This window comes from Saccharopolyspora gregorii (genome assembly GCF_024734405.1).
Lineage (GTDB): Bacteria > Actinomycetota > Actinomycetes > Mycobacteriales > Pseudonocardiaceae > Saccharopolyspora_C > Saccharopolyspora_C gregorii.
The window spans coordinates 2,614,063-2,626,546 of sequence record NZ_CP059556.1; the positions used below are offsets into that span (position 1 = coordinate 2,614,063).

11 protein-coding genes are annotated in these 12,484 nt (G+C 73.1%); 3 read left to right on the forward strand and 8 right to left on the reverse strand.

Features of this window, described 5'->3' with window-relative positions:
• Positions 1 to 164: 164 nt before the first annotated feature.
• A complete protein-coding gene (locus tag H1226_RS11200; protein ID WP_373690038.1) occupies positions 165 to 308 on the forward strand; it encodes a hypothetical protein in 144 nt (47 codons plus the stop codon).
• Positions 309 to 373: 65 nt separating this feature from the next.
• On the opposite strand, the gene H1226_RS11205 is transcribed toward H1226_RS11200, so the two are convergent.
• Together H1226_RS11205 and H1226_RS11210 are read right to left on the reverse strand one after the other, a co-directional pair.
• On the reverse strand, positions 374 to 787 hold the full coding sequence (locus H1226_RS11205) for an STAS domain-containing protein (RefSeq protein ID WP_258348937.1): 414 nt from the start codon (positions 785 to 787) through the stop codon (positions 374 to 376).
• A 312-nt stretch (positions 788 to 1,099) separates the two neighbouring features.
• Positions 1,100 to 2,599: a long-chain-fatty-acid--CoA ligase gene (locus H1226_RS11210; RefSeq protein WP_258348938.1), complete on the reverse strand. Its 1,500-nt coding sequence runs from the start codon at positions 2,597 to 2,599 to the stop codon at positions 1,100 to 1,102.
• 137 nt (positions 2,600 to 2,736) lie between these two features.
• Here H1226_RS11210 and H1226_RS11215 point away from each other — a divergent pair, with 137 nt between their 5' ends.
• Entirely contained in the window at positions 2,737 to 4,020 is a 1,284-nt protein-coding gene (locus H1226_RS11215) for a PucR family transcriptional regulator (RefSeq protein ID WP_258348939.1), read from the forward strand.
• Here the strand turns inward: H1226_RS11215 and H1226_RS11220 are convergent.
• The 4 genes from H1226_RS11220 to H1226_RS11235 form a co-directional block, all read right to left on the reverse strand.
• Positions 3,990 to 5,498: an aldehyde dehydrogenase family protein gene (locus H1226_RS11220; protein WP_258348940.1), complete on the reverse strand. Its 1,509-nt coding sequence runs from the start codon at positions 5,496 to 5,498 to the stop codon at positions 3,990 to 3,992. The two genes, H1226_RS11215 and H1226_RS11220, sit on opposite strands and share 31 nt — an antisense overlap.
• Before the next feature lie 28 nt (positions 5,499 to 5,526).
• Complete coding sequence (locus H1226_RS11225; RefSeq protein ID WP_258348941.1) at positions 5,527 to 7,080, reverse strand: GMC family oxidoreductase; 1,554 nt, start codon at positions 7,078 to 7,080, stop codon at positions 5,527 to 5,529.
• A 278-nt stretch (positions 7,081 to 7,358) separates the two neighbouring features.
• Positions 7,359 to 8,381, reverse strand: coding sequence for an aldo/keto reductase (locus H1226_RS11230; RefSeq protein ID WP_258348942.1), 1,023 nt, complete (start codon positions 8,379 to 8,381; stop codon positions 7,359 to 7,361).
• Between the two features lie 81 nt (positions 8,382 to 8,462).
• Complete coding sequence (locus H1226_RS11235) at positions 8,463 to 8,930, reverse strand: VOC family protein (RefSeq protein WP_258348943.1); 468 nt, start codon at positions 8,928 to 8,930, stop codon at positions 8,463 to 8,465.
• A 105-nt stretch (positions 8,931 to 9,035) separates the two neighbouring features.
• Between H1226_RS11235 and H1226_RS11240 the strand changes: the two genes are divergently transcribed.
• Positions 9,036 to 10,025: a helix-turn-helix transcriptional regulator gene (locus tag H1226_RS11240; protein WP_258348944.1), complete on the forward strand. Its 990-nt coding sequence runs from the start codon at positions 9,036 to 9,038 to the stop codon at positions 10,023 to 10,025.
• Between the two features lie 93 nt (positions 10,026 to 10,118).
• Here H1226_RS11240 and H1226_RS11245 read toward each other — a convergent pair whose 3' ends face one another.
• Positions 10,119 to 10,940 (reverse strand): SAM-dependent methyltransferase, encoded by an 822-nt coding sequence (locus H1226_RS11245; protein ID WP_258348945.1) that lies wholly within the window; start codon positions 10,938 to 10,940, stop codon positions 10,119 to 10,121.
• Between the two features lie 304 nt (positions 10,941 to 11,244).
• Complete coding sequence (locus tag H1226_RS11250; protein WP_373690039.1) at positions 11,245 to 12,474, reverse strand: FAD-dependent oxidoreductase; 1,230 nt, start codon at positions 12,472 to 12,474, stop codon at positions 11,245 to 11,247.
• Positions 12,475 to 12,484 lie beyond the last annotated feature (10 nt).

Consider the following 12,484-nt stretch of genomic DNA (forward strand, 5'->3'; position numbering starts at 1 on the left):
AACCCGTTCAGCGCAACGCTTTCCGCTCCCGAGTTCCGCGTGCCGGACCACCGCCGGGGCGCGCCAGGAGGGCGGGACGCGGTCGCCGAGCGGCGGGCGCGCCGACGCCACCCCGGGCGGGCGACCGGACCCGGCCACGACGGGCTCCGCCCCGGAACTTCGTGGTGGCCGCCGGGATCCCGGTCCTCGACGGTCTCGGCGCCGTCGGCGGCGGCGCGCACGCCCGCACCGAGCACGCCACGATCAGCGGCATGCTCGAACGCTCCGCCCTCACCGCCGCGCTGCTGGCCGAACTCGCCGTCCGCTGACCAGGACCGCCCGGGTGGCCCGCGCCGCCGGTCGTGCGGCCGGTGACGCGGGCCCGCGCCGCGGCTCAGCTCTCGTCGAAGCGGGCCAGGGCTTGCGCGGTGGTGGGGAAGCACCGCATCGCGGTGTCGAGCCCGGCCACCTCCAGCGCGTGGGTGACCTCGCGGTGCGCGGTCACCAGCCGGAGCTCGACCCCGCGGGACCGCGCGTCCAGGTGGGCCTGCTTCAGCAGCTGCATCCCCGCCACGCTCAGGAAACCGACGCCGCTCAGGTCGACGACGATGGTCCGGACCTGGGCCGACAGGCGCGGCCACAGGACTTCTTCGAGGTGGTCGATGGTCTCGGCGTCGATCTCCCCGCCGGGTTCGACGACGATCGACTCGCGGTCGGGGTACGAGACCTGCACGCGGAACCGCGGTGGTGCCGATTCCGCTCGGTGGCCGGTCTCGGTCGGGTTCTCGGTCGGGTCCGGGGTGGTCATGTGCTGCGCGCTCCACTGTGGTCTCGCCCCGGTCAGCGCGCAGCTTCCGCCCCGCGACGGGACGGCCCGGGAACGGGCTCCGCATCGCGCACGGATCAGCGACGCCGGACCGGCACCGGTTCTGATCCTGGGTGGCTGACTGCTCAACCACGGGCATCTTAACCACTGCATTCGCCCGCGTTCCGGCAGCACCCGGTGCGGCGGGCGCGGTCGGCTCCCGGGTGTCCTCGGCCCGGCCGTCGGCGTGCGTCCGGCGGGAGACGCGTTCCCCGCTCTCGCGCCGCCGCCCCCCGCGGCGGGTGCGCGGCCGCGTCAGGCCGGGCTGGGGGAGGGTTCCGCGGGCCGCGCCGTGCGGACCTCGCGGCGCAGGAGCTTGCCGGTCGGCCCCTTCGGCAGCTCCGCCGTGACCCAGACCTGGCGCGGGTACTTGTACGCGGCGACGCGGGCCTTCACGAATTCGCGGATCTCGTCCGCGGTCGCCATCGCGCCCGGCTTCAGCGCGATCGCGGCGACCACCTCCTCGCCGAGCTCCGGGTGCGCCACGCCGACCACCGCGGCCTCGGCCACGGCCGGGTGCTCGTAGATGACCTCCTCGATCTCCCGCGGGTAGACGTTGTAGCCACCACGGATAATCATGTCCTTCTTCCGGTCGACGATGGTGAAGTAGCCGTCCTCGTCGCAGACCGCGAGGTCCCCGGTGCGCAGCCAGCCGTCGACGATCGTGTCCGCGGTGACCTCGGGCAGCCCCCAGTAGCCCTTCATCACGTTCGGGCCCTTGATCACGATCTCGCCGACCTCGCCGGTCGGGACGCCGCGCCCGCCGTCGTCGATCACGCGCAGGGAGACGTCCCGCACGGGCACGCCGATCGAACCGGGTTTGCGTTCGAGGTGGGGGTGGTTGAAGCACGCCACCGGCGAGCTCTCGGACAGGCCGTAGCCTTCGAGGATCACGCAGCCGAAGGTCTCCTCGAAGGCCCGCAGCAGCTCGACGGGCAGCGGTGCGCCACCGCAGATGCAGCACCGCACGGTGGTGAGGTCGGCGTCGCCCGCGGCGTGCAGCATCGCGGAGTACATCGTGGGCACGCCCTCGAACACCGTGACGCGATCGCGCTCGATCACCTCCAGCGCCTTGGCGCCCTCGAAGCGCGCGATCAGCGTCAGGCAGGCCCCCGCCTGCACCGAGGCGATCAGCCCGCAGGTGAGCCCGAAGACGTGGAACAGCGGCAGGCATCCCATCACCACGTCGCCGGGCCCGATCTCGACGAGGGTCTCGCGGGTCACCGCGGCGTTGCCGTCGATGTTCGCGTGGGTCAGTTCGGCGCCCTTCGGGCGTCCCGTCGTCCCGGAGGTGTAGAGGATCACCGCGGTGTCGTCGTCGGCCCGGTCGACGATCTCCGGGACGTCGGCGGTGGCCGCGTCCGTCCCGCGCGGGTCGACGACGATCACGGTGGCGCCGGTGGCCGCGGCCCCGGCTCGTGCCTCGTCGGCCGCTTCGGGCGAGGCGAACAGGAACCGGGCCCCCGAGTCGGCCAGGTAGTGCTCGATCTCCCCGGACTTGAGCAGCGGGTTCATCGGTACGACGACGCCGCCGGCGAGGAGGCTGCCGAACAGGTGCACCGGGTAGGCGGGCACGTTCGGCAGGATCAGCCCCACCCGGTCCCCGGGTTCGAGCCCGTTCGCGGTCAACCAGCGCGCCACCCCGGCGGCCACGGCCAGCAGCCGGTCGTAGGTCAGCACGGTGTCGTCGAGGCGGACGGCCGCGCGGTCGCCGTGCGCTTGCGCCGCGTCGAGCAGGCGGTTGGCGAGGTTCATGATGGCCCGCTTCCTGTGGTGGTGTCCGAGGTAGGCATCACTATCTCGCCGCCCACCTGCGAAATCACCGGGACGGCCTACAGTCGCAGCAGCACGAGTTTGTGGTCGGACGACAGAGGGGCGGTACCGTGCCGGGAATGGAAGCTGCCCCGCTGGTCGGTCGCATCGTCGATCGCGTGCTGGTGGACCTGGAGGCCACGGTCGAACGCTCGGTGGCGCGCACCTGGGAAGAAGTGCCCGCCTACTCGGCGAGCCGGGACGAGAGCCTGGGGCCGGACCTGCGCACCCACACCAGGTCGGTCTTCGACGCCGTCCTCGCCACCATGCGGGCCGGCCGCCGAGCCGATCGCGACGACTTCCGGAGCTCCGTCGAACAGGCCCGCCACCGGGTCCGGCAGGGCGTCGCGCTGGCCGACTTCATGCAGGGCTTCCGCATCGGGCAGGAGGCGCTGTGGGAGGCCATCGTCGCGGCGGCGAAGGAGGACCCCGACACCCGGATGGCGGCGCTCGACCTGGCGATCCACGTGATGAACGTGATCGAGGTGGGCAGCTCGGTGACGGCGGAGACCTACCTGGTCGCCCAGCAGATGGAGCTCGCCGACGACGACCTGCTCCGCCGCGACCTGGTGGAGGACCTGCTCGCCGCGCGCGACCTCGTCCCCGGCCCGAAGGCCGACCTGGCGGCGGAGTCCGGGCTGGCGGCCGCGTCGTCGATCGTGGTGGTCGTCGCGAAACCTGCCACCGAGCTCCGCACCGACCAGAGCCTGCGCGAAGTGGTCACCACGGTGCGCACGTCGCTCGGCACCGGGCAGCAGGGGGTCGCGGTGCTGCGGCAGGACCACGTGGTCGGGATCGCGCCGGTGCACGCCGACGGCGCCGAACTCGTCCAGGGCCTCGAACGCGCGTACCGCAGCTTGCGCGGCCGGGGGATCCACCTCGGCGTCGGGGTGAGCACCGTCCACGACGGGCTGCGCGAGGTCCCCGCCGCGCGCCACGAGGCGGTCCTGGCGCGCAAGAGCCTGGCGGGGGAGCCGGGCGTGCGGCGGCTGGCCGAACTGTCCCCGCTGGACTACCTGGTGCTGCTCGACGACGCCACCGCGCGGCGGCTGATCACCGCACCCGTGCGGTCGTTCATCGAGGAGGACCTGGGCCAGGCGGGCACGATGATCGAGACGATCCGGCTGTACGCCGACTGCGACCTCAACGCGAAGGCCGCCGCCGAACGGCTGCACGTGCACGTGAACACGGTGTACTACCGCTTGGAGCGGATCTCCGAGCGCACCGGCTGCGACCTGCGCAGCTTCGCCGACTTCCAGAACCTGCTGGTGGCAGCGCGGCTGCTGGCCCCGGCCGAGCGGGCCGGGGCCGGCGACCGCGCTGGCGGAGGCGATCAGGCGGGCGGCGGCAGGACCAGCGCGTAACCGCGCTTGGACCAGTCGCTGTCCTTGGCCTGCTGGATCGTCTTCACCTGCGTGTACTCGGCGAGGGCGTCCGGCCCGAGCTCGCGGCCGATGCCGCTCTGCTTGTAGCCGCCGAACGGGTTCATCGGGAACCCGGCGTGCCAGTCGTTGACCCACACCGTGCCCGCTTCGAGCTGGTCGGCGACCCGCAGGGCGCGCTCCGGTGAACCCCACACGCCCGCGGACAGGCCGTACTCGCTGTCGTTGGCGATGCGCACCGCGTCCGCATCGTCGGCGTAGCCGATCACCACCAGCACCGGCCCGAAGACCTCCTCGCGGGCGATCCGCATGTCGTTGGTGACGTCGGTGTAGATGATCGGCGGCACCCACGCCCCGCGGTCGAACGGCGCCGCGTCGGGCAGCTCGCCGCGGTAGGCGACGGTGGCGCCCTCCTCGGCGGCGATCGCCACGTAGCGCTCGACGCGCTTCTTCTGGTCGTGCGAGGCGACCGGCCCCATGTCCGTGCTCGGGTCGAGCGGGTCACCGATCCGCACGTCCTGCACCCGGCGGACCAGCCGCTCGACGATCTCCGTCTTGCGGGACTCGGGCACCAGCAGCCGGGTGCCCGATTCGCAGACCTGCCCGGAGTACATCAGGAACGCGAACAGCGATCCGTCGATGGCGAGGTCCAGGTCGGCGTCGTCGAGCAGGATGTTCGGCCCCTTGCCGCCGAGCTCCAGCGTGACCTTCTTCAGGTTGTCCGCGGACTTCCGCTGCACGATCTTGCCGACCTCGGTGGAGCCGGTGAAGCCGATCTTGCGGACGTCCGGGTGCGCCGCGAGCCGGTCGCCGACGGTCTCGCCGGGCCCGGTGATCACGTTGAGCACGCCCCGCGGCAGCCCGGCCTCCTCGGCCGACTTCGCCAGCTCCAGCAGGGTCAGCGGGGTGTTTTCGTCGCACTTGAGCACGAAGGTGTTGCCCGCCGCCAGCGCCGGGCCGAGCTTCCACCCGGCGAGCACCAGCGGGAAGTTGAACGGCACGATCCCGGCGCACACCCCGATCGGCTCGCGGCGGATCACCGAGCGGGAGTCCTCGGTCTCCGGGGACAGCGGGTTGGGCTGCTCCGGCTCGAACCCCCGCGCCATCGCGGCGAAGACCCGCAGGTTCGCGATGCCGAGTCCGATGTGGAACGCGCCCGCGGTGCGCGCGGTGACGCCGTTCTCGCCGGTGGCCAGCCTGCTGAGCAGATCGACCTTGGCCTCCATGCTGTCGGCGATGCGGTCGAGGACGTCGGCGCGCTGCTCCGGGGTCATCCGGCGCCAGGTGCCCTCGTCGTGGGCGGCCTTGGCGGCGGCGACGGCGGCGTCCGCGTGCTCCACCCCGCCGAAGGCGACGCGGGCGGTGATCTCGTCGGTGGCGGGCGAGGTGATCTCGTACGTCTCCGGCGCATCCACCCAGGCGCCGTCGATGAACATCCGGTAGGTCGGTGCTCCGGTCATGCTGGTCTCCTGAGCTCGGTGCCGCGGATCAGTCGCCTGCGGACTGCTTGACCAGGTCCGCGGCCTTCTCGGCGATCATGATCGTGGGGGCGTTGGTGTTGCCGCGGACGACGGTCGGCATCACCGAGGCGTCGGCGACCCGCAGCCCGTCGACGCCGAGGACCTTCAGCTCGTGGTCGACGACGTGGCCGATGCCGCAGGTCGAGGTGGGGTGGTAGAGCGTCTGGCCCACGCGGCGGGCGAAGTCGAGCAGTTCCTCGTCGGACGAACCCTCCGGGACCACGTGGTCGCCTGTGATGACCTCCTTCATCGGCGCCTGCTCCGCGATGCGCAGGGCGGTGCGCAGCCCGGCGACGATGGCGGCCCGGTCCTCCTCGGTGGACAGGTAGTTGTGCTGGATGCGCGGCGCCACCTCGGGGTCCGGCGAGCGGAGGGTGAGGCTGCCGGTGCTGGTCGGCTTCAGCACGCACGGGCCCGCCGCGAGGCCCTGCGCGGTCTGCGCGCCGAGCCCTTCCTCCGCGAAGAAGCACGGCGTGGAGTGGAACTGCACGTCCGGCCCCGGCAAGCCCTCGCGGGTCTCGAAGAAGCCACCGGCCTCGCCGATGTTGGAGGTGAGCGGGCCGCGGCCCTCGGACTGCAGCAGCGCGGCGTTCTCCGGGCTCGCCGCCGTCATCAGCGTCTCGCGGTCGGTGAGGTAGTTGAGCATCACCATGTAGTGGTCCTGCAACCGCTCCCCGACGGGGAGGTCCGCGAGCAGCGGGATGCCGAACGCCGCGAGCTGCGCGGCCGGGCCGACGCCGGAGAGCAGCAGCAGCTGCGCGGAACCGTAGGCGCCCGCGCTGAGGATCACCTCGCGCTCGGCGCGCAGCTCCTCGACCTGCCCGTCGCGGCTGATCTCCACGCCGACCGCCCGGTCGCCCTCGAAGAGCACCTTGCGGGTCAGCGCCCCGGTGATCACGGTCAGGTTGGGCCGCTTCAGCGCCGGGCGCAGGTAGGCGACCGCGGTGCTGCACCGCATGCCCTCGCGCTGGGTGACCTGGAAGCGGCCGACGCCGAGCTGGTCAGCGCCGTTGAAGTCCTCGTTGTGCGGGAAGCCGGCTTCGACGGCCGCGTCCACCCAGGCGTCGCAGAGCGGGTTCATCGACCGGCTCTCGGACACGGTGAGCGGTCCGTCGGCGCCGTGGAAGTCGTCGGCGCCGCGCGCGTTGCCTTCGGCCTTCTTGAAGTAGGGGAGGACCTCGTCGTAGCTCCAGCCGGTGGCCCCGTCGGCCGCCCACTGGTCGTAGTCGGCGCGGTTGCCGCGGATGTAGATCATCGCGTTCATCGAGCTGGAGCCGCCGAGCATCTTGCCGCGCGGCAGGTACGCCCGGCGCCCGCCGAGCTCCGGTTCCGGCTCGGTGTCCAGGTCCCAGTCCCACCGGCTCTTGAACAGCGAGCTGAACGCCGCGGGAATGTGGATCTCGTCGGCGGTGTCCGCCGCTCCGGCTTCGACCAGTGCCACGGTCACGTCGGGGTCTTCGGTCAGCCGGGCGGCCAACGCGCACCCCGCCGAACCCGCGCCGACAACGATGTGGTCGTACATGGCTTCCTCGCTCCCCGTTGAGTCGATCTGCTCGGATGAGTGTGACTACGGGCACAGCGCAGGACTTTGGGTGCGCCTCCAGAGTTGCGCCGATCGACCTGTGGCCAGGCCACAAGCGGGGGTGGAGCGTCCGCGTCGCCACGACCGGTGCCCCCGGATCCGCCGCGTTCCCGGCACCCCCGCCACCACCGGGCGGCGCTACCCGGCTCCTCGACCGGCGGGCCGCCCCGGAACGCGGTCCGATGTGGACGGTCCGCGCCCGCTCTCCCGGAGCGGGGTCACCGCGCCCCGCGGTCCCGGGGCGGGCGGCGGCGGAGCGCGGCGTCGTCGAGGGGCGCGGGCCGGTACCCGACGCCGGTGTCGGTCCCCGGCGTGGCGATCCCGTCGATGCGGTCCAGGACCTCGTCGTCGAGCACGACGTCGCGCCCGGCGAGCAGGTCGTCGAGCTGCGGCAGCGTGCGGGGCCCGATGATCACCGAGGTGACGTGCGGGTGGGTGGTGGCGAACGACATCGCCAGGTGCGTCAACGAGATCCCGGCTTCCTCGGCGAGGACGGCGAGCCGTTCGACCGCGGCGTGCTTGGCCTCGTCGGTCATGTGCCGCGGGCCCCACCGCGCGCGGCCGGGCGAGACGGGAGTGCCCGGCCGCCGGTACTTCCCGGTGAGCAGGCCCCAGGACAGCGGGCTCCAGGTGAGCACGCCCATCCCGTACCGGGCGCAGACGGGCAGCACCTCCCGCTCGATGCCGCGCGCCAGGATCGAGTACGGGGGCTGCTCGGTGCGCAGGCGGGCCAGGCCCCGCAGCTCGGCGACCAGGTGGGCTTCGACGAGGTCCGCGGCGAGGAAGCCGGACGAGCCGATGGCGCGGACCTTGCCGCTGGTGATCAGGCCGGTCAGCGCGGAGAGGGTCTCCTCCAGGTCCGTCGCCGGGTCGAAGTGGTGGATCTGGTACAGGTCGATGTGGTCGACGTCGAGCCTGCGCAGCGATTCCTCCACGGCGGTGACGATCCACCGGCGGGAGGCACCGCGCCGGTTCGGGTCGTCGCCCATCGGCCCGCCGAACTTCGTCGCCAGCACGACCTCGTCGCGCCGCCCCTTGATGGCCGCTCCGACGATCGGCTCGGTGGCGCCGTACCCGTAGACGTCGGCGGTGTCGATGAAGTTGATCCCGGCGTCCAGCGCGCGGTGGACGATGCGGTGGCAGTCGGCGGGATCGGGGTTGCCCGCCGGGCCGAACATCATGGTGCCCAAGCAGTAGGGGCTCACGGCGATTCCGGTGCGACCGAGGGGGCGCGTCTTCATGGGTGCTGTCCGTTCGACGGGGCTGCGGAGGGTTCCGGGCGACGGGCGCCGGGGTTCCGCGGAACCCCGGCGCCCGCGCGATCACGCGGCGTCGCGGGCGGCGGCCACGTCGATGCTCCAGGTCACCCCGAACCGGTCGGTGAGCATGCCGAAGCCCGGGCTCCACGCCGAAGCGGCGAGCGGCTCCACGATCGAGGCTCCCTCGGCGAGCTTCTCCCAGCAGGCGCGGACCTCGTCGAGCCCGTTGCCGCGCACGGAGACGAAGAACGGCTGGTCGGTGATCGTCGCGCCGTTCTCGCGGCGGGTGGAACCGGTGGTGGCCGCGGAACCGTTCCGGACGCCGGGGACGTCGTAGGCCATCACCCGGAAGCCGTTGTCGGCCTCGACCTGTCCGAAGACGACGTCGTCGGCACCGGGGGCGTCGCCGGGGGCGCCGACGTCGCGGTAGGTCGTGATCGTGAGCCGGCCGCCGAAGGCGGACCGGTAGAACTCCAGCGCAGCGCGGGCGTTGCCGCGGAAGTTGAGGTGGGTGGTCGTGGTCAGGGTCATGTGCGTTCCCGAGTGTGGATCTCGCCGGGGCTCTCCCGGTCGAGACCCACCCTCGCCGCCGTGTAGGTCGGTTCTGGTCCTACACGGAGAACTAGGGTCGATCCCATGACCACGACCACCTCGCGCCTGCTGCGCCTGCTGTCGCTGCTGCAGACCAGGCGCGACTGGCCGGGCTCCCTGCTGGCGGACCGGCTCGGCATCAGCCCGCGCACCGTGCGCCGCGACGTCGACCGGCTGCGGGAGAGGGGCTACCGCATCCGGGCCACGATGGGCCCGGAGGGCGGTTACCGCCTCGACGCCGGGGACGAGCTGCCGCCGCTGCTGTTCGACGACGAGCAGGTCATCGCGCTCGCCGTCGCCCTGCGGGCCGCCACCGCCACCGGGGCGGGCATCGAGGAGCCCGCCGTCCGCGCGCTGACCACGGTGCGGCAGGTGATGCCCTCCCGCCTGCGCCACCGCTTCGACGCGCTCACCTTCACCGCCCTCCCCGGCGGCGGGGGAGCGGGGGACGCGCCGCCCGAGGTGCTGCTCGCGGTCTCGACCGCGATCCGGGCCCGCGAGGTGCTGCGCTTCGACTACGCGAGCCGCCCGGAAGCCGCCGCGGAACCGGGCCCGCGGCGGCGGGTGGAACCCCACCACCTCGTGACCTCGCACGGGCGCTGGTACCTGGTCGCCTGGGACCTCGACCACGAGGACTGGCGGCTGTTCCGGGCCGACCGGGTCACGCCGAGCACCCCCACCGGGCCGCGGTTCACCCCGCGCCCGATCCCGGGCGGGGACGTCGCCGAGTACGTCTCCGCCCGCTTCAAGGGTTCCGCCGAGCACAACCGCTGGCCCTGCACGGGCAAGGTCGTGCTCCACCGGCCGGCCCGGGAGGTCCTGCCGTTCGCGGGCGACGGGATCGTCGAAGACCTCGGGCCGGACCGGTGCGGCATCGAGGTCGGTTCCTGGTCCTGGGTAGCGCTGGCGGCCTCGCTGAACCGCTTCGACACCGAGGTCGACGTGCTCCACCCGCCCGAGCTCACCCGGGCGTTCGCGCTGCTCGCCGCGCGCAACACCGCCACCGCCCGCACCCCCGGGCACCGGCCCGGCTGACCCGCACCGCTCGGTCGCGAGCGCAAGCACCACCTCGCCGGGTGGAGTGCCGCGGGCAGGACGACCGCGGCGAGGGGCCCGCCGCGGTGGTGATCACGGTTTGCGGGCGACCCCGGCGAGCACGATCTCGTCGACCGGTTCCGCCGGGGCGAGGTTCGGGCCGTCCGGCCACCAGTCCCGCAGCAGGGTCAGGCCGGGCTCGACGAATTCGAGCCCGTCGAACAGCCGCTCGATCTCGTCGCGGGAGCGGAAGTTGGCCGACCCCATCGAGCTGTTCCGGAACGTCTCGGAGATGTAGCGGGCGATGCCGCTGCCCGCACCGCCGTCCGCGGGATCGTGCCAGTGGGTCAGCGCGAGGTAGGAGCCCGAGGGCAGGGCGTCGACGTAACGCCGCACGATCTCGTGCGGGCGCTGCTCGTCGGTGACGTGGTGGATCGTCGAGCACTGGATCAGCGCCACGGGGCGGCTCAGGTCCAGCCGGTCGGTGATCCGCGGGTCGGCCAGCAACCGGTCCGGTTCGGTCAGGTCGCCGTCGACGAAGTGGGTGCGGGAGTTCTCCTCCAGCAGCGCGCGGCCGTGCGCGGCGACGATCGGGTCGTTGTCGACGTAGACGACGGTGGATTCGGGGTTGAACCGCTGCGCGGCCTGGTGCGTGTTCTCCTGCGTCGGCAGGCCCGAACCGCAGTCCAGGAACTGGTCGATCCCCGCCTTCGCCAGGAAGCGCACCACCCGGATGAGCCACGCCCGGTGCTCCTGGGCGAACGACAGCGTCTGCGGGATCTGGTCGATCACCGCACCGGCGACCTCCCGGTCCACCGCGTAGTTGTCCTTGCCGCCGAGGAAGACGTCGTAGACCCGGGCGATGCTGGCCCTCGACTGGTCGATGCCCCGCTCCGGTGGCCCGTCTGCTCTCACTGTCGCGCTCCACGTCCCGTTCGATGCCACGGGTGAAGATACCGGTTCCGGTACCTCGTGGCGATCATCCGGTCCCCGCCCGGGCGCGAGGTGAGCCAGGTCTCAGCCCGGTCCGCCGCGGCCCGGATCCGGCCGGGGAGCCGGTGCCCGAGCGCCGGGCGGTGGTCGCCGATGCCGAGGCACGCGCGCGGGCGCCGTGCCCGGCTCGCCGACGTCGGGCTTGGCTCGCGGACTCCGGGCCCGGCTCGCGGACTCCGGTGCCGCGTTCGGTGCTGCGCAGGCGATCAGGGCATCGACCTGGTCGCTAGCGTGCAGCGGGATGTGCGACCGGCAGCTCGTCGGGCAGGAAGTCGCTGCTCGTGGCACGCGGGTCGGCGGAGGCGCGGAGGACGGGGAAGACCTCGGCGCGCAGGTTCGCCTCGTACTCGGCGATCGCCGCCGGCAGCGCGGATTCGCCCTCGGCGGCCCGCTGCAGCGCGTTCGCCAGCGCCGCGGCGTCGCGCAGGGCGCTGTTGGCGCCGGCGCCGAAGGTCGGCGGCATGGCGTGGATGGCGTCGCCGAGCAGCGTCACCCTGCTGGTCTCCCACGGTTCGGCCGGTTCCAGGTGGCGGATGGACTGCCGGAACAGCGTGTCCGGGTCGACGTGCTCGACGAGCTCGACGAGCGCCGGGTGCCAGCCGGTGACCGCGGCGCGCATCGCGGCGTGGAGCTGGTCCGGGGTCGCGCTCCACAGCTCCGGGATCCGCGCCGCCGAGGGGCCGCCGCGGGGCAGGCCGAAGTTGACCATCATGTACGGCTCGACCGGATCGATGTCGGCGCCGGGGGCGAGCTCGGCCACCGCTTCGGCGACCGGTCGGCGCGGCTGGTAGGCGCCGTAGGCGAACACCACCCCGTCCGGCCCGCTCGCGGTGACGAAGCCGTCGAACAGCTCCGCGGGCAGGGCGGCGGCCAGTTCGTCCGTGAGCGGGGCCCGCGACGCCACCCCGCGCAGGCCGGTGTCGACGGTCGCCACGTGCGGCAGCAGCTGCCCGCGGACCGCCGAGCGGATGCCGTCCGCGGCGACGAGGACGTCACCGGACGCGGCGGAGCCGTCGGTGAACAGCAGCCGCACGCGCTGCCCGTCGTCCTCGAAACCGCAGGCGGTGCGTCCGAAGTGGAGGACGTCTTCCAGCCCGACGCTCATGATCTGGCGCAAGGTGCGCCGGTTGACCGCCGTGTGCGGACGCTCCGGGTCGTTGGCCGGGCCGATGTGCGGGCGGGTCCCCAGCTCGCGCGCCCGGTGGTCCAGCAGGACCAGGCACTCCCGGCGGGGCTTCTCGCGGGAGGTCTGCACGTAGAGCTCGTACAGGTCGTCCGGCAGGCACTGCCGCAGCGCGCCGCCACCCGCGGCGTTCATGTGCAGCCGGTACCCGGCCTGCACGATGCCCGGAGCGCTCTCGTACACCGCGCAGCTGATCCCGCGCCGACGCAGCCCCTGTGCCAGGCAGAGACCTCCTATTCCGCCTCCGGCGATCAGGACGTGGAACGACGACACCGACTTCCTC

Bases quoted from the DNA above. Each gene is read 5' to 3' on its own strand.
- H1226_RS11230 (WP_258348942.1), bottom strand. From the start codon at position 8,381: ATGAAGACGCGCCCCCTCGGTCGCACCGGAATCGCCGTGAGCCCCTAC.
- H1226_RS11210 (WP_258348938.1), bottom strand. From the start codon at position 2,599: ATGAACCTCGCCAACCGCCTGCTCGACGCGGCGCAAGCGCACGGCGAC.
- H1226_RS11235 (WP_258348943.1), bottom strand. From the start codon at position 8,930: ATGACCCTGACCACGACCACCCACCTCAACTTCCGCGGCAACGCCCGC.
- H1226_RS11220 (WP_258348940.1), bottom strand. From the start codon at position 5,498: ATGACCGGAGCACCGACCTACCGGATGTTCATCGACGGCGCCTGGGTG.
- H1226_RS11225 (WP_258348941.1), bottom strand. From the start codon at position 7,080: ATGTACGACCACATCGTTGTCGGCGCGGGTTCGGCGGGGTGCGCGTTG.
- H1226_RS11240 (WP_258348944.1), top strand. From the start codon at position 9,036: ATGACCACGACCACCTCGCGCCTGCTGCGCCTGCTGTCGCTGCTGCAG.
- H1226_RS11205 (WP_258348937.1), bottom strand. From the start codon at position 787: ATGACCACCCCGGACCCGACCGAGAACCCGACCGAGACCGGCCACCGA.
- H1226_RS11215 (WP_258348939.1), top strand. From the start codon at position 2,737: ATGGAAGCTGCCCCGCTGGTCGGTCGCATCGTCGATCGCGTGCTGGTG.